We start from the raw sequence: 16,841 nt of genomic DNA on the forward strand, positions 1-16,841 counted from the left end.
TCATCTACTCTAGTAACATATATAGAGAGGAAGTTGTTTCGAGAACAAGTACATTCGTAGATGGATTTTCAAAGCACGTAGCTTTTCAGCTTATTCATATCAACTATTTTCCCTTCCCGGGAAATAGCCCCTTCCTCTATCATTTCCGAGAAACTACGGGCCAATGAAGGACGGGCCACTCCAAAATATTCCGAAAGCTCTGTTTGATTACGATCCTGCTTATAATGATCTCCTTGAATACGTTTAAGTATATAGTAAGCCAGTTTACCTTTAATGGTCTTAATCGATAATAATTGAAGACGTTCAGAAAGAAATTGTGTCCGATTGGCGTTAAAAGCCATATAGCTTTGAAGAAAATGCTCGTTTGTCGCCAGCAAACGCATCACCGCATTCTTAGGTATTAAAATGATCTCGCATTCCTCCAAGGCGATAACATCTACCGGGAAGCGATTATTTTCCGCAAACAAAAATGCGGAGGCCAAAGGAGTAGGCGCCGATAAAGTCTCCACTTCCAAAATTGTCCCGCTTTCGGTGATCATCTCAGTCTTTACCCGTCCTTTACTCAATAGATAAAGCGAAGATAAGGCATCTCCCTGACGAGCTACCCAGTCACCTTTCTCAAACGACCTTGTCGAATAATCCAACGAACTGAAAAGAGCGGTTTGCTCTTCCTCAGACAATTTTCCGCAAATAGGACACAAACTCAGATTCATAAAACTTCCTTTTGCGGATAAAGATAAAGAAAATAATCAAAGAGTGTAACAACTGTTACAGGTTAAACGATCTTCTATCCCCTACATTCGCGATAAACTTATAAAATAAAAGCTATGTTCTGTTATCAATGTCAAGAAACCGCCCAAGGAAAGGGCTGTATATTAAAAGGTGTATGTGGTAAGACCGCCGAAGTGGCCGGATTACAAGATTTACTGATGTACTTAATGAAGGGAATCTCCAAACTAACAACGACTTTACGCAAGCGAGGCGTGGAATCAGCCACGGCCAATAAGTTCATCGTCGACGGACTTTTCATGACCATCACAAACGCCAATTTCGATTCATCCAGATTCGTCTCAAAGATCAAAGAAGCCTATCAGCTACGGGAGAACCTTCTCGACGAGCTACATCGACAGGGAATCCATCCATCCTTAACCTGCGATTGTCTGACTTGGAAATCGGACAAAGTAGAGGAAATGGAGGTCAAATCGAAAGAAGTAGGTATTCTCGCCACAGAAAACAAGGATATCCGCTCTCTACGAGAATTACTCACTTATGGGATAAAAGGTATGGCTGCCTACGTGGAACACGCTTACAATCTAGGCTTCGAGGATACCAGCCTCTATGCCTTTATCCAAGACGCCTTGGTCGCAACGACTCAATCGGACCTGACCGTCGCCGATTTAACCCGATGGGTACTCACCTGCGGCGAATACGGAGTAAAAGCCATGGCCTTATTAGATAAAGCGAATACTTCCACCTATGGCAACCCGGAAATTACGAGAGTGAATATCGGCGTAGGAAAGAACCCGGGTATACTTATCAGTGGGCACGACTTGAGAGACATTCAAGACTTGCTGGAACAAACCGAAGGTACAGGCATAGATGTCTATACACATAGCGAGATGCTTCCTGCACATTATTACCCGGCTTTCAAGAAGTATAAGCATTTTGTAGGAAACTACGGTAGCGCCTGGTGGAAACAAACATCTGATTTCGAGACATTCAACGGAGTTATCCTGTTTACGACCAACTGCCTTGTCCCTCCCCGTTCTTCCGCCACTTATGCCGATCGGGTCTATACGACCGGCTCTACCGGGTTCGAAGGATTCCCACATATCGCCGATCGTAAGCCCGGAGGCTCTAAGGATTTCTCTGCGTTAATCGAACACGCAAAGAAATGCGCCCCTCCAACGGAAATCGAACATGGGGAAATCATCGGTGGATTCGCTCATGAGCAGGTATTCCAATTAGCCGACAAGGTTATCGATGCCGTAAAATCAGGAGCGATACGTAAATTCTTTGTCATGGCAGGTTGCGACGGAAGAATGAAGAGCCGTAGCTACTATACCGAATTCGCCGAGAAATTACCGAAAGATACCGTCATATTAACCGCCGGTTGTGCCAAATATCGTTACAACAAACTGCCTTTGGGGGAGATCAGAGGTATTCCACGGGTATTAGATGCCGGACAATGTAATGACAGTTACTCATTGGTGATGATCGCCCTCAAGTTAAAAGAGATCTTCGGGCTGGATGATGTCAATGAATTACCTATCGCATACAATATCGCATGGTACGAGCAAAAAGCGGTAATCGTATTACTCGCCCTACTCTACCTAGGCGTAAAAAACATTCACTTAGGACCGACATTGCCAGCGTTCTTGTCGCCGAATGTAGCCAAAGTATTGGTCGATAATTTCGGGATCGCCGGAATAGGTAGCGTGGACGAAGACATGGAACTATTTCTAGGAAAGTAAAATAAACCTTTCCCGATCCGCTCTTGTTTTCCTATCACATTTTAATCGATTCAAGATGAATAAGGAACAACAAAAAAGAGTAGCCGCCATTCATGACCTATCGGGATTTGGCAAATGTTCATTGACAGTTGCCCTCCCGATCCTCTCGGCGGCAGGAATAGAGACAAGCGCCTTACCTACGGCCATACTTTCTACACACACAGGAGGTATTCTCGGCTATACTTATAGAGACTTGACGGAAGATATGCGTCCGTTCATGAAGCATTGGAAAGAATTGGATATCCGTTTCGACGCCGTCTACAGCGGCTTTCTTGGATCTTTCGAGCAATTAGATATCGTAAAAGAGTTCTTCTCCCTTTTCAAGCGGGAAGATAACCTGATTCTAGTCGATCCTGTCATGGGCGATAACGGAGAACTATACAAGATATTCACCCCTAAATTCGCCAAAGGAATAAGATCCCTTTGTGAAAAAGCGGACATTATCGTACCGAACCTGACGGAGGCCGCATTATTGTTGGGCGAACCCTACCAAGCAGGTCCCTATACCAAAGCTTATATCGATGGTATTTTACATAAACTAAGTCAGCTAGGCCCTAAGCAAGTTGTCTTGACCGGTGTCTATTTCGACGAGAAAGAACTGGGAGCCGCCACTTTCGATATGGAACGAAATGCGACAGAGTATGTTTTAACAGAGAAAATACCTGGTTATTATCATGGTACGGGAGATGTTTTCGCAAGCGCTTTACTATCCGGTTTGTTAAATAATTTCAACTTGGAGAGATCTGCGGAAATAGCCGTTCGCTTTACGACAGAAAGTATTCTTCGAACATTCAAGGCGCAAACGGATTATCGCTTTGGCGTGAACTTCGAACAATCCATTCCGGATTTACTAAAAGAACTGAAACTGATATAAATGAGAGCCTTTTTTTTCTCATATTTGCAAATAAAAGGAATATAATAGTATGGCTAAATTAAGAATAGCGTTTTCTGGTATCGGTGCGGTGGGTGGTTATTACGGAGGTATGGTCGCCGCCCGCTATCAAGGAACAATAAAAGCAGATATCTTTTTTATCGCCCGTGGAGAAAATCTAAAGGCTATCCGTGAAAACGGTTTACAAATGCAACTAGGCATCCGGACAATCCATACGGCTCCGGCACTAGCCACCGATAATCCCGCCGAGATAGGGCCGGTAGACTACCTTTTCTGTTGTACAAAAAGTTACGATCTAGAAGAAAACATCCAGCAGCTAAAGCCTGTTATCGGACCTGAGACCGTTATCATCCCCTTGCTAAACGGATTGGATATCGAAGAACGAATCCATAATATACTACCCGAACAAGAGGTCTGGAAAGGATGTGTTTACATCGGTTCCCGCTTGACAGAGCCCGGTGTTGTCGAGAAATTCTCCTTGAAAGAACGTATTTTCTTCGGCAACAAAGATGCAAACAAAGATAAGCAAACCGAGTTGCTTAAATTACTTATGTATGCCCGGTTAAACGCTTTTAATCCAGCGGATATAGACCTACGCATTTGGAAGAAATTCTTCATGATTTCTACGGCGGCTACGGCTACGAGTTTCTTCAACCAGCCCATTGATGAAGTACTAGCCCAACATATCGACCTGTTCATCGCTTTGGGTACGGAATTAAAAAGCGTAGCGGAGGCTATGGGAGTCCGTTTACCCGATGACATCGTCTATACTTCCATCGAGACGCAAAAGATGATGCCGACCGGCTCCACGACTTCCATGCATAGTGATTTTCTCGCCGGGAAAAAAACAGAGTTGGAAACATTGACAGGATATGTAATTCGTCAAGCGGAGAAGCTCGGCGTTGATGTCCCTACTTATCGATTTATGTATAACGGATTGTCTTTTTATCCCTATCCGAAGAAAACAGAAATATCATAATTATGCAAGATATAATAAACGGGCGTTGTGGTTGGTGCGGAACTGACGAGTTGTATATGAGATACCATGATCAAGAGTGGGGAAAGTTGGTGACTGACGATAAAACACTGTTCGAGTTTCTTGTGCTGGAAAGTTCTCAAGCCGGGTTAAGTTGGATAACTATCCTTAGGAAGCGTGAGGGATATCGCAAGGCATTTTGTGATTTTGATATCGAAAGAGTGGCGCAAATGACCGATGAAGATGTTGAACGGTTGATGCAGTTTGAGGGAATTGTGAAAAACCGTCAGAAAATTAAATCGACAATCACAAACGCAAGGCAGTTTCTCTCCATACAGAAAGAGTTCGGTAGCTTTTATAATTACACTCTATCATTCTTTCCTAACCAAAAACCGATTATCAACACCTTTCAGTCATTGAGTGAGATTCCGGTATCATCTCCCGAATCCGAAGCCATGAGCAAGGATATGAAGAAACGAGGATTCAAATTCTTCGGAGCCACAATTTGTTACGCCCACCTACAGGCTTCGGGATTTATCAACGATCATCTGGTGGACTGCGTTTGCCGAAAAAGATAATAAAAAAGGCGGAAACAGCATGTTCCCGCCTTCATTATTATTTTAGTGAGTGATCTTATTGACCGATATAAGTCTCCATGAACTTAGCGCCCGGAGCCGGAGAGATGGTTATTACCTCCGTATCCGCAGGGATCAAGACAGTTTGACCTTGGTGAACAAAGATCTCGTTTCCTTTATTATCACGGATGGAAGCCTTGCCTGCCATGCAGATGTAAACCACGAAAGAATCCAGATCCGAGAAATTACGAACCATAATCGTATCCAGATCCAAAAGATTCGTGGTGAAATATTTGCAATCCGCCAACTCTACCGTGGCATTCGTATGACCTTTGTAGTGAGTACGGTAATCCGGATACAACGTATAATCGATAGCGTCTTTCGCCAATTCCGTATGCAGCTCACGGCCATTACCGTTCACATCTTTACGGTTGTAATCGTAAATACGATACGTGATATTACTGGTCTGCTGGATCTCGGCGATAAAACAACCCGCTCCGATCGCATGCACACGTCCCGCCGGCAAGAAAAATACATCACCTTCATTTACGTCGTAACGTTGAAGCACATCCATGATCGTATTGTTCTCCACCCGTTTCACGTATTCCTCTGCGTCGATTTGCTCAGAGAAACCGGAATACAAGCCAGCGCCTTTCTCTGCCTTGATCACATACCACATCTCCGTCTTACCGAAAGAGTTGTGGCGCTTTTTCGCCAGCTCATCGTCCGGGTGAACTTGAATAGATAAATTATCACGGGCATCGATAAACTTGATTAGCAACGGGAAAGTCGTCCCGAATCTCTCCATCACCTTCTCTCCCAGCAATTCCTTGCCATAAGAGCGGATCAACTCATCCAAAGACTTACCTTCCAACTCGCCATTATCGACGATTGAATAATTTCCCTCAACATGAGAAAGCTCCCAGCTCTCGCCTACACCATTCTCAACCGGAGTAATACCCTTAAACGGGCAGATATCTGAACCGCCCCAAATCACCTTCTTGAGGATCGGCTTAAATGTAAATGGATATAACATAACGTGTTTTGTGTATAGAGTTTTACTTTTTGACCTTCACTTTCCTTAATACGACGGCGCTACGTGCCGGGATATAAAGTTTCAGCCATTCTTTCTTTTCTTTCTTATATAACGGATCAAATTGCGTGAAATGCCTTATGGTATCATCAGCCAAGCCAAACCCCCCGAAACGGATAGCGTCGGTGTTCAATACGACCTCATATTCTCCCTTCGGAACCAAGAAACCGTAATCCGTGAACGATTTCGTCGGGCTAAAGTTGAACACAAAAACCAAGTCTTTACGCATATAAGCCAATATCTGATCGCCATCATTATCCCAAACCTTCTGGATAGGGGTATCTTGGAAATTCTTCACATCCCCGATCAATTCCAACATCTCACGGTCGAAATCGCCCAAGAAATGGTACTTCAAATCCAAGTTGTCCACCAAATCCCATTGGCGGCGAGCGTATTTATAAGACCATCCATTGCCCTCCCTCGGGAAGTCGATCCATTCCGGATGCCCGAACTCATTTCCCATAAAGTTCAGATAACCGCCATTAATAGTAGAAGCCGTAACCAAACGGATCATCTTATGCAAGGCGATACCTCTATCTACCATGAAATTATGGTCATCTTTTTGCATATGCCAATACATATCGGCGTCGATCAAGCGGAAGATGATCGTCTTATCACCCACCAAGGCTTGATCGTGGCTCTCGGCATAACTGATCGTCTTCTCATCGGCACGACGGTTCGTCGTCTCCCACCAGATCGAAGACGGATGCCAATCCTCATCTTTCTTTTCCTTGATCGTCTTGATCCAATAGTCCGGGATGTTCATAGCCATGCGATAATCAAAGCCATAACCACCATCCTCTATCTTAGCCGCCAAACCCGGCATGCCACTCACCTCCTCGGCGATCGTTATAGCGCCCGGATTCACCTCATGGATCAATTTATTGGCCAAGGTTAGATAAGCGATAGCGTCGCCATCTTGGTGGCCATTAAAATAATCGCCGTAATTACAGAAAGCCTCGCCCAAGCCATGGCTGTAGTAAAGCATGGAGGTCACGCCGTCGAAACGGAAACCATCGAACTTATACTCCTCCAGCCAGAACTTACAATTCGACAATAAGAAATGAAGCACCTCGTTCTTTCCATAATTGAAGCACAGGGAATCCCATGCCGGATGCTCACGGCGTTCGCCACTCAGGAAATATTGGTCATACGAACCGTCAAAGCGGCCTAATCCCTCCACCTCGTTCTTTACGGCGTGGCTATGTACGATGTCCATGATCACGGCGAGACCCATCCCGTGCGCCTCATCGATCAGTTGTTTCAACTCGTCCGGCGTACCGAAACGGGAAGAGGCGGCGAAGAAGCTACTTACGTGATAGCCGAACGATCCATAATAAGGATGTTCTTGTATAGCCATGATCTGAATGGCGTTATAACCATCCTTCGCTACACGAGGCAATATATTTTGACGGAATTCATTATACGTCCCCACCTTCTCCTCGTTGGTGCTCATACCGATATGGCACTCGTAGATCAAAAGGGGAGACTTCTTAGGTTTGAATCGTTTATTCTTGAATTTATAAGGTTTCTCCGGGTTCCATACTTGAGCGCTGAATATCTTAGATTGCTCATCTTGCACCACCCGGCGAGTCCATGCGGGAATACGTTCTCCGCTACCGCCGTCCCACTCGACCAGCAACTTAAACAAGTCCTCATGATACATCTGCGCATCGGTCAAAGCGATCTCCCATACGCCATTCGCCTTACGTTTAAGCTTGTATTTATTATCTTTCTGCCATCCGTTGAATGTTCCAATCAAATAAATAGCGGTAGCATTCGGCGCCCATTCACGGAACACCCAGCCTTTCGTGGTTTTGTGTAACCCAAAATAAAGATATCCGGAAGCCATCTCGGATAAGGTTAGTTTACCATTATTCGTCAGGCTCTTTTCTTTATCAATCACGTATTGATACCGGCCTTCTATAGCCGCCTCATAAGGGGCCAGCCACGGGTCATTTTTTATCAGATTTAGAGACTCCATGATTTATTATAATTTGGTTCTCGGCAAAGATAAAAGAAAAAAACATACCCATTGATAATATTAGGATATTTCTTATATTCGCGGTAAACCGTACAAAGATGAGCAAAGGAACAAAAAGTATAGCCTTTTACCTAATGATGATCCTCATTTTCGGTTCGCTGATGTACTTTATCGCCAAAGAAGGGGAAAGTCAGCAACTGGAAAATTCGATTGCGTCCATCCAAAACGCACCTAGTAATTTAGAAGAGGGATTTACCATATTTACTCAATTATTAGTACATAATATCGAGTCTTCCATAGGAATTCTGCTTTTACAAATCATCACGATATTGCTTACGTGCCGTTTGTTCGGTTGGTTATTCCAGAAGATCGGGCAACCCACCGTCATCGGCGAGATCGTTGCCGGAATCGTGCTAGGGCCGTCCGTATTAGGCAATTTATTCCCGGAGGCTTCCGCCTTCCTTTTCCCTGTGGAATCGTTGGTGAATATAAATATGCTGAGTCAATTCGGACTTATACTCTTTATGTTCGCTATCGGGATGGAACTTAATATCTCCGAGGTAAGGAAAAAGCTGAAAGAGACGATCTTAATCAGTCATACCAGTACGATCGTCCCCTTCTTTTTCGGTATGCTGACCGCCTATTTCGTGTACGACAAATATGCGGATAAGAGTACGCCTTTCCTCTCTTTCGCCTTGTTTATAGGTATCGCCATGAGTATTACCGCCTTTCCCGTATTGGCACGTATTATCCAAGAGAAAGGACTTACCAAGACACATTTGGGTACCATCTCGTTGGCAAGCGCAGCGAATGGGGATATCACCGCATGGTGCTTGCTAGCGGTTGTCATAGCGATCGCACAAGCGGGTTCGATGCTAAGTGCCGTTTACAACATTTTATTCTCAGTCCTTTACATAGTGTTTATGTTTTTGGCGGTGCGGCCATTCCTGCGGATGATCGGACATATTTACCACAACAAGGAGGTAATCGACAAGGGGCTGGTCGCTTTCATCTTCTTGCTATTGATCACCTCGGCTTATCTGACTGAGATATTGGGATTGCATGCCTTGTTCGGCGCTTTTATCGCAGGGGTGGTGATGCCGGGAAATGTCAAATTCCGCAAGATCATGACCGAGAAAGTAGAGGATGTATCCCTTGCGCTATTTCTTCCCTTATTCTTCGTATCCACCGGATTACGTACGGAAATAGGTCTTCTAAACAAGCCTGAGTTATGGTGGCTATGCCTTATCTTCATAGTCGTGGCCATCGCGGGAAAGTTTGGGGGAGCGATGTTCTCCGCCCGATTCGTGGGTGAGAGCTGGAAGGATAGCCTATACATAGGGGCGCTCATGAATACCCGCGGGTTGATGGAGCTGGTCGTATTGACGATCGGGTACGAGATGGGGATATTGACGCCTTCCGTATTCGTGATCTTAGTGCTAATGACGCTGGTCACCACCTTTATGACAACACCGTTGGTCTCATTCATCAAATTCTGTTACCGAGCGCATGACAAGCTGATGGAGCAAAAAGAGAGAATGCCATTGGAGGGGATATTCAAGGTACTGTTGTCCTTCGGACGAGCCGGAAATGGACAGATCATGCTGGACGTAGCCTACCAGATGTTCGCCCAAGGCAAAAACAAACTGGAGCTGACGGCACTGCATTTGACGGTTGGCTCGGATGTAAACCCGCTACACACGGATAATTTCGAGGAAGTCAGCTTCGGCCCGATCCTTTACGGGGCCAAGAAGCTGGGCATTCAGATACAGACCCGCTACGAGGTATCGAACAACGCCGGAGTGGATATTTGTAGCATCGTAAACAATGAGGGGTACGATTTCCTTCTGGTCGGTTCCGGGATATCGATGAGCAACACACCGGACGATATAGCGGCAAGCCATTATCGGGCCTCGTTCTACAACCGTTATTTCAAACGCTTCAAGGCTCCGGAATCCTGGTTTTATCCGGGTGCCTTATTGAAAGACAAGACGAAGATGTTTATCGAGCAAAGCAATTGCCCGGTAGGTGTATTCGTGAACCGGAATTTCGTCAAGGCATCGAACGTAATCGTGGTCATCGACTCCGAGGAGGATTTATTCCTGTTGGGATACGCCCAGACCTTATTGAAGTCTACACACGGCTCGGCCAGCGTACTTGATAAATCCAGCAGCACGACCCCGGGGAACGAGGTGATCAAGGAAGGAATCCTGCGATTCACGGAAGACGTGAAGCAGACCACGCTTCTACGAGGGAAAGACCTTACGCCCCAGTCTTTCAACGGCTTCAACTTCATGCTGATCAGTTATAAGACATGGAACGATGTCTCCGAGCACCGGAAAGAAGCCTTGCAGAAGATGCCTTCTACGTTGATATTAAGCAAATAATCCGTTATAAATCCATATAAACCCGTCTTTATGAGAATCTGTCTTTTCTTCTTGATCACCGTTTTCCTCATGGGCTGCTCCTCTACGGAAAGCCAGCGGCAGGAACCGGAAAACCAGACCTTGGAAACGATACTCAATCGCAAAAGCGTACGTAAGTACAAAGATCGCCCGGTAGAAAAGGAAAAGATAGACAAACTGATACGAGCCGGAATGGCCGCCCCTTCCTCCCGTGACAGGCGACCCTGGGAATTCATTATCGTAACCGACCGGAAAGCCTTGGATACGATGGCCGAAGGCCTTCCCTTCGCCCGGATGCTGAAAGAGACAAGGCAAGCGATCGTCGTTTGCGGCGATACGATCAAATCCTCCAACGCTTGGTTTCTGGATTGTTCCGCCGCCTCGCAAAACCTGTTACTTGCCGCCGAATCCATGGGATTGGGAGCCGTATGGACGGCTGTTTACCCCTATCCGGACCGGATCGAGATCGTCCGGAAAGAGCTTCGGCTACCGGATCATATCATGCCGTTGAACGTCATACCTGTTGGATACCCCATGCAGAAAGAGACTCCCAAAAACAAATACAACGTCCAACAGATCCATCACAATGGCTGGTAAAGCTATATGACTTCCAGATAACTCCGTCCGTTTCCCGCCCGGTTCACCCGAATCTGCACGGGAATACGTTCCGTCATTTCCTGTACGTGCGAGATAACGCCGATCTTGCGCCCTTGCGTACGCAGGCTCTCCAAGGCATCCATAGCGACCCGCAACGTCTCCGCATCCAAAGAGCCGAAGCCCTCATCGATAAACAGGCTCTCTACCTTCATCCGGTTCGAGGAGAGAGAGGACAAGCCTAGCGCCAAGGCCAGCGAGACCAAGAAAGATTCCCCTCCGGAAAGGCTATGCACGGTACGGATCTCGTCGCACATATCTTGGTCGATCACCTGCAAAGCCAAGGTATCCGGCACACGCTCCAACCGGTAACGCTGGGATAGTTGCCGCAATTGCACATTCGCATAACTCAACAAGACATCCAAGGTGTAGCCTTGGGCGATCCTACGGAACTTGGCGCCATCCGCCGAGCCTGCCAATTCATTCAGCTTCGCCCAACGCTCGCTCATCGCCCTCCGCTCCGAGAGCTCTTGCTGGAAGCCGGCTATCTTCCGCTTATTCTCCTCGTGCGTACGCAGACGGAAACTACATTCAGACTTTTGGGCCGTCATTTCCGACAGAGATTCCTCCAGCGTCTTCCCCTCGGAGTTCTCTTGATAGGCGACCATCCAGTTATCCAGCTCCTGCCGGCGTGCGGAAAGGAGACCGGAAGTCTCCGCCAGATCCTTCTTGATCTGTTCCGTAATCCCCCGGTATTGCTCCACCTCGCCGGCGTGCTTCGTCGTACTCTCTTGCAGCTGCTTCAAATGGCTCTTCAAGGCTTCCACCCGTTCGTGGAAGGTACGTTCCACCTGGTCGGCGGGCTGGCCTCCCAGCAGGAGATTCCGCTCCGAACGCAAGCGGGTATAGGATTGATTCTTCTCGTCGTAGGCTTTCGCGGCGTCCTCGTACTGCTTGCGCAAGGGAGGGAGGAAAGCCTCGTACGACTCCCGTTCCGCTTGATAGGCGCTCCGCTCCCGTTCCAATTCCCGCAAGCGTTCCCCGTTGGCTTGCCACTGCCGGGCGAAATCCGTCAAGGTCTCCCGGAAGCTTTCCGGGTCCTTGTTCCAGCCCGTCTGCCATGCGTCGTTCCCGAACAGGGCGTTGGCGGCGGATAGGGATTGGGACAGCTTCTCCTGCTGCTCCCGCTTATCCAGTTCTTCCCGGTCGATTTGCTCGGACAGGGATTGTAGCTGGTTCCTTAATTCCGTCCGTGCGTTCTCGTCCGCGGCGAGTTGTTTATGCAGCTCCAGTTCTTTCTGTTGCAGGGCGGCGAGTTGTTTCCCGCAGGCCTCCTGCCGTTCTTTCCGGTCGAGAAGCCGCTTGAGGCGCAGGGTAGCTTCCGAGATGCGATCCGCCAAGGCCAACAGACGCTCATGCGCCTCGTGAGAGGCGAAAGGATGCTCAAGGCTTCCGCAGACCGGGCAAGGCGTTCCGGCGGTCAGCTTGTCCCGCAGGCTTTTGATATCGCCAGTCGTCACGAACTGGGCTTGCTCCAACAATAAACGTTCCCGTTCCGTACGGCAGGTCTCGATCGATCGATCCAAAGCCTCCGGTTCCAATTCCTTGAGGGCTAGCGCTACGGACTTCCGCTCTTCCTCGATCTTTACCTGTTCCTTGGCGTGTGCCTCCGTTTCCCGCCGCAAGGATTGCCTCCGAACCTCCAACCGCTGAATTTTCTGTCGGATAGCTAGCAAGGCCTTGTCCGACCGCTCGACTGCCCGGCGAGCCGTAAGGCAGGTATCCAGATGAATCAACAAGGCCGACAGTTGCTCGGCGATCCCCTCCTTGCTCCGGTAACGTTCACGCCACGACGTCAGCTTGTCCCATTCCTCCGAGGCTTTCTTCTGCCGCTCCTCCACCTTCCGGAGTTTCTCTTCCGCCTCCTGCTTCCGCCGGGAGAAATCTTTCATCCGTTCATCGGCCTCGGAGCGGGCTTTCAAGGCCGATTCCAGTTGCACGTCCAGTTTCCGGGCCTGTTGCAATTCCAGTCGCAGACGCTTAGATTCCTCATCCGTCCTCGCCAATCGCACCTCTCCTTGCTCATACTCCTTCCTCGCGGTTTCCAGCGATGCCAACGCCCGTTCCAAGAAGCGGGCGTTCTCCTCCCGCTGTTTTTCCTTCGAGGCGATCTGGACCTCGGCCGCTTTCACGGCCTCCCGTAAGCTTTGCCGCTCGACCCTCGCCTTCTCCAGACGGGCCAGCTCCCCCTCCAAGACCGAAAGGCGGGTTTGGGAGGCTTCCACCTCCTCCTCCGATAGAAGCTCTATGCCTTGTACGCGGGCGTATAGCTGCTCGTAGGCCTCCTTCGCCTCAGCGTTCTTGGCGAAGATCCGGCGGGAGATCTCCGAGTATTGCTCCGTACCCGTCAGTTTCTCCAGCAAGGAGGCCTTCTCGCCCTGCTCCGCTTTCAGGAAGGTAGAGAAATCGTTCTGAGCCAAGAGCACCGAGCGGGTGAACTGATCGAAAGTCAGGCCGATCAGCTCGATGATACGGGCTTGCAGGTCCTTGTTGGTTCCCGGCTCCTCTTTCCCGGCATCTATATTATATAATGTAAGGCGGGCGGCCTGCAAACGTCCGCTCTCCTTCTCCCGGGCCCGGGATACGGACCAGCGGGCGCGATACCGACACCCGTTCAGCGCCACGAAATCCACCTCGGCGTAGCCCGAGGCCGTCCCGCGGCGCAAGAGGAAGCGGGGGTCGCTTTGCGGCAACACCTCCTCTTGCACGTCCCTCAGCCGCACGTTATTCTCCCTCGCCAGCTCCGTTCGCGGCGTACGGGAGAAAAGGGCGAGGCACATGGCATCCAGCAACGTGGATTTTCCCGCCCCCGTAGGCCCGGATATAGCGAAGATACCCGCCGAAGCCAAAGGCTCTTCCGTAAAATCAATGGAAAACTCTCCTTCCAGCGACGCCAGATTGCGTCCTCTGATCGCCTGCACTCTCATAAAGCAACCTCCCTCATCACCTCATTAAACAATGTCTCTATCTCCTCGGGCAACTCGCCTCCGTATCTCGCGGCAAACGTATGCCTCAGCATATCCAGCGGGGCTATCTTTTGCAAATCGTTATACGATAAGGCCCTCTCCTCCGCCTCCCCTTCCCGCCGGGGATACGAAGGAACGATGGAGGTGAGGCGGACCGCCTTCCCGACCAACGCCTCCTCTACCCTATGGCGGAACGTAGGGTCCGGCTCCGTCAGCAGGACCCGTATCTCCAAATAAGGCCAGCGGCTCTCGTCCTCCCTGCCCTCCTCCGGCTCCGGAAGCCCGGCGAGGCATCGCAAGACCTCCTCCGGAGGTAACGGGCTGTCCGGTATACGCATCAAGTCCGCAACTCTTGGGATCTCGATCGCCTCGATACCAGCGACCTTCCCCTCCTCGACCGCTACGGCTATCACTTGATGCCGGTAATTCTTCTCCGAGAACGACATGGGAAGCGGGCTTCCGGCGTAACGTACCGCCTCGCGCCCGCCGATCCGTTGCGCTTTATGGATATGCCCCAGCGCCGTATAAGCGATCCCGGCGTCGAAGGTATCCGCGGATACGGACTCCAGACCTCCCATGATGGCGCGCTCGCTCCGGTCGTCGTCCGACAACTCGGCTCCGGTAGCGTGGAGGTGTCCCAAGGCTACGATCGCCTCGCCGGGATTCCTCTGGGCATCGGCATAGGCGTAGAGCCGCCGGTACATCCGGCCGATACCCGCCACATACGAATCAAGCTCTCCCTCGGGCGCCGCCGGGTAATCTCCTTGGCGGAGGAAAGGCACCGCCAGGCAAAGCGCCTCCCGTTCTCCCGCCCGGTTCCTTAAAGGGACGACGAGCGAGGCGAGGTCGATCTCCCCGGAATCCGTTCTCCCCACGATACCTACGATCGAGGTATTCAATTCCTCCAGCAAGGGATTCGGGGCTTCCAGACGGATCGCGGAGTCATGATTGCCGGCGATGATCACGATCTGCAAGCCCGGGTTCAGGCGATTCGCCTCCCGCAGGAAACGATAGAAACGGCGTTGCGCCCCCGCGGAAGGGTTCGTCACGTCGAACACGTCGCCGGCGATCAACAGGACATCCGTCTGCCGCTCCACCAAAAGATTTGTCAGAAAACCGAGGAAAGCCTCGTGCTCCGCCTCCCGGTCGTAGCCGAAAAAGGTCTGGCCCAGATGCCAGTCGGCGGTATGGATAAGTTTCAATGCCATATATTGTCATATTTATAAAAGCAAAGGTACAATTTTTTTCCAGGTTCTTTCTTTTGCCGTCAACATTGCCAAAGAGACATATCCGCGTCAAGGGAATAAGTTGTCGTTTCTTCTTTTTCAGGTCTATTTCAGCAATATACATCATAATATATGTATTTTAGTCCTAAGTTTATAAATTCTTTTGTTACATTTAGAGCGAAGAATGATCATCAACCGTTTTTCCCATAGCAACGGATATCATAGATTTCCTAAAGGCAATGACATAGTTTACAATAAAAAAACTAAATAAAAATCATGTACCATCTGATATTAAACGTTCTAGTTTTCTTTCTCCCATTGCTTCACGGGGATAAATCGACCGCATCAAATCCGGATATCAAGGAGGGAAATGAGGCTTACACAGTCTCATTCTATCCGGAAGGGGGCCGATTGATATTAAATACTGCCTGCGTAGTCGCATTCAAGGCAGAAAGCAGAGATGGTAAAACATTAGAAATCTCAGGAGAGATCGTGGATGACAGAGGTAATATTGTACAAAACGTAAAATCCTTATATAACGGATTAGGATATTTCAATATTTACCCAAATGAAGGAAGGACCTATTATCTGAACTGTAAAAGCACAGAAGGTATAGAAAAAAGCTTTATATTACCTGCCGCAACCCTGTCAATAGGGATAAAAGTACATTTCAAGGAAGACCAAATATTAGTCTCCGCCTTAAAACCAGAGCATTTGCAATTTAAAGACACTTTATATATACTGTTACAATCCGAAGACTCCATCGTTTATAAAGACATTTGGGATTTCTCAAGGAGATGGATCGTATTCGAGAAAAAAAACATCAAGACCGGACTGTCTAGTTTTCTTTTAGTAGATAGTAATGGCGATCTACTTTCCGGGCGACCGTTTTTCAAGCTAGAAAATATCTCATCACTCCAATCTTTGTCTCCGGACTTCAAGATAAGGCTACTTCCTATCATGAACGATCCGGGAACCGACTCCATACGGAAGAATCTCGTATTGGATACTTTGGCCAAGACTTTAACAATCGACCAGGAACAATCGGAACCTGATAAAAGGCCAGATGATGATATATGGAAGACCATCGAGTTGGAGAATGTAGAAATCAAGGCATTCAAGAAAGAAAAACAGAATCAAGGACTCTATTCGTCTGTCCAAGCTTCCAGCCGTATTTATAGCTCCCAAGATATAGAACGGTGGCATATAAATGAGATGAAATCGTTATTATCTCGCTTTAGCGGGGTTAAATTTATCTTCGATGACGTTAAGCAAAAATATTATCCGGTACTCCGTGACGCGATAACTTCCTTTAGATCAAAAAATGAAGGGAAACCCCTAGTCGTGATTGATGACACGCCTTTTATCGATTTCGACATCCTAGATTACCCTGTTAACGACATAGAAGAAATATTTTTACTAAAAGGATCAGACGCTGCCATATGGGGGCCTAAAGCTAGCAATGGAATTATCGTCATTATAACCCAAAGAGGTAAATCCACAAAAATCGAGCAAAAAGAGGAATAAAATGAGAATCCCGTCTAGGGTCGGCAAGAC

The 16,841-nt window shown here is 48.4% G+C and carries 12 protein-coding genes; 7 read left to right on the top strand and 5 right to left on the bottom strand.

All coding sequences use genetic code 11. The features are described 5' to 3' along the window. Positions 1 to 68 precede the first annotated feature (68 nt). Positions 69 to 713, bottom strand: a complete 645-nt coding sequence (locus tag DWY79_RS10485; RefSeq protein ID WP_122297378.1) for a Crp/Fnr family transcriptional regulator — start codon at positions 711 to 713, stop codon at positions 69 to 71. Positions 714 to 827: 114 nt separating this feature from the next. Between DWY79_RS10485 and hcp the strand changes: the two genes are divergently transcribed. The 4 genes from hcp to DWY79_RS10505 are packed head-to-tail and all read left to right on the top strand — an operon-like array spanning position 828 to position 4,959. Next, positions 828 to 2,474 carry a hydroxylamine reductase gene (hcp, locus tag DWY79_RS10490; RefSeq protein ID WP_122144143.1) on the top strand — a complete coding sequence of 549 codons (1,647 nt, stop codon included), beginning with the start codon at positions 828 to 830 and terminating at the stop codon, positions 2,472 to 2,474. 55 nt (positions 2,475 to 2,529) lie between these two features. Then, positions 2,530 to 3,387, top strand: coding sequence for a pyridoxamine kinase (locus DWY79_RS10495; protein ID WP_122369319.1), 858 nt, complete (start codon positions 2,530 to 2,532; stop codon positions 3,385 to 3,387). Between the two features lie 49 nt (positions 3,388 to 3,436). Then, the gene (locus tag DWY79_RS10500) at positions 3,437 to 4,384 is read left to right on the top strand and encodes a ketopantoate reductase family protein (protein ID WP_048927766.1); all 948 of its coding nucleotides are present in this window, start codon (positions 3,437 to 3,439) and stop codon (positions 4,382 to 4,384) included. Positions 4,385 to 4,386: 2 nt separating this feature from the next. After that, a complete protein-coding gene (locus DWY79_RS10505; RefSeq protein ID WP_036610691.1) occupies positions 4,387 to 4,959 on the top strand; it encodes a DNA-3-methyladenine glycosylase I in 573 nt (190 codons plus the stop codon). Between the two features lie 55 nt (positions 4,960 to 5,014). Here DWY79_RS10505 and DWY79_RS10510 read toward each other — a convergent pair whose 3' ends face one another. Beyond that, positions 5,015 to 5,992 carry a type I phosphomannose isomerase catalytic subunit gene (locus tag DWY79_RS10510; RefSeq protein ID WP_087345928.1) on the bottom strand — a complete coding sequence of 326 codons (978 nt, stop codon included), beginning with the start codon at positions 5,990 to 5,992 and terminating at the stop codon, positions 5,015 to 5,017. Positions 5,993 to 6,014: 22 nt separating this feature from the next. Continuing rightward, entirely contained in the window at positions 6,015 to 8,033 is a 2,019-nt protein-coding gene (locus tag DWY79_RS10515) for an alpha amylase C-terminal domain-containing protein (RefSeq protein ID WP_005866235.1), read from the bottom strand. Positions 8,034 to 8,131: 98 nt separating this feature from the next. Here DWY79_RS10515 and DWY79_RS10520 point away from each other — a divergent pair, with 98 nt between their 5' ends. Together DWY79_RS10520 and DWY79_RS10525 are read left to right on the top strand one after the other, a co-directional pair. Next, positions 8,132 to 10,420 (top strand): cation:proton antiporter, encoded by a 2,289-nt coding sequence (locus DWY79_RS10520; RefSeq protein WP_122369320.1) that lies wholly within the window; start codon positions 8,132 to 8,134, stop codon positions 10,418 to 10,420. A 30-nt stretch (positions 10,421 to 10,450) separates the two neighbouring features. After that, positions 10,451 to 11,035, top strand: a complete 585-nt coding sequence (locus tag DWY79_RS10525) for a nitroreductase family protein (RefSeq protein ID WP_044544766.1) — start codon at positions 10,451 to 10,453, stop codon at positions 11,033 to 11,035. 2 nt (positions 11,036 to 11,037) lie between these two features. On the opposite strand, the gene DWY79_RS10530 is transcribed toward DWY79_RS10525, so the two are convergent. Next, the gene (locus DWY79_RS10530) at positions 11,038 to 14,019 is read right to left on the bottom strand and encodes an AAA family ATPase (protein ID WP_122369321.1); all 2,982 of its coding nucleotides are present in this window, start codon (positions 14,017 to 14,019) and stop codon (positions 11,038 to 11,040) included. Next, positions 14,016 to 15,266 (bottom strand): exonuclease SbcCD subunit D C-terminal domain-containing protein, encoded by a 1,251-nt coding sequence (locus tag DWY79_RS10535; RefSeq protein ID WP_122369322.1) that lies wholly within the window; start codon positions 15,264 to 15,266, stop codon positions 14,016 to 14,018. Before DWY79_RS10535 ends, DWY79_RS10530 begins: the two co-directional genes overlap by 4 nt. 294 nt (positions 15,267 to 15,560) lie before the next feature. On the opposite strand from DWY79_RS10535, the gene DWY79_RS10540 reads away from it, so the two are divergent. After that, on the top strand, positions 15,561 to 16,811 hold the full coding sequence (locus tag DWY79_RS10540; protein ID WP_122369323.1) for a TonB-dependent receptor: 1,251 nt from the start codon (positions 15,561 to 15,563) through the stop codon (positions 16,809 to 16,811). Positions 16,812 to 16,841 lie beyond the last annotated feature (30 nt).

The sequence above is a fragment of the Parabacteroides sp. AF27-14 genome, from assembly GCF_003635425.1.
Taxonomy (GTDB): domain Bacteria; phylum Bacteroidota; class Bacteroidia; order Bacteroidales; family Tannerellaceae; genus Parabacteroides; species Parabacteroides distasonis.

Bases quoted from the DNA above. Each gene is read 5' to 3' on its own strand.
- DWY79_RS10540 (WP_122369323.1), top strand. From the start codon at position 15,561: ATGTACCATCTGATATTAAACGTTCTAGTTTTCTTTCTCCCATTGCTT.
- DWY79_RS10505 (WP_036610691.1), top strand. From the start codon at position 4,387: ATGCAAGATATAATAAACGGGCGTTGTGGTTGGTGCGGAACTGACGAG.
- hcp (WP_122144143.1), top strand. From the start codon at position 828: ATGTTCTGTTATCAATGTCAAGAAACCGCCCAAGGAAAGGGCTGTATA.
- DWY79_RS10525 (WP_044544766.1), top strand. From the start codon at position 10,451: ATGAGAATCTGTCTTTTCTTCTTGATCACCGTTTTCCTCATGGGCTGC.
- DWY79_RS10510 (WP_087345928.1), bottom strand. From the start codon at position 5,992: ATGTTATATCCATTTACATTTAAGCCGATCCTCAAGAAGGTGATTTGG.
- DWY79_RS10535 (WP_122369322.1), bottom strand. From the start codon at position 15,266: ATGGCATTGAAACTTATCCATACCGCCGACTGGCATCTGGGCCAGACC.
- DWY79_RS10530 (WP_122369321.1), bottom strand. From the start codon at position 14,019: ATGAGAGTGCAGGCGATCAGAGGACGCAATCTGGCGTCGCTGGAAGGA.
- DWY79_RS10500 (WP_048927766.1), top strand. From the start codon at position 3,437: ATGGCTAAATTAAGAATAGCGTTTTCTGGTATCGGTGCGGTGGGTGGT.
- DWY79_RS10520 (WP_122369320.1), top strand. From the start codon at position 8,132: ATGAGCAAAGGAACAAAAAGTATAGCCTTTTACCTAATGATGATCCTC.
- DWY79_RS10495 (WP_122369319.1), top strand. From the start codon at position 2,530: ATGAATAAGGAACAACAAAAAAGAGTAGCCGCCATTCATGACCTATCG.
- DWY79_RS10515 (WP_005866235.1), bottom strand. From the start codon at position 8,033: ATGGAGTCTCTAAATCTGATAAAAAATGACCCGTGGCTGGCCCCTTAT.
- DWY79_RS10485 (WP_122297378.1), bottom strand. From the start codon at position 713: ATGAATCTGAGTTTGTGTCCTATTTGCGGAAAATTGTCTGAGGAAGAG.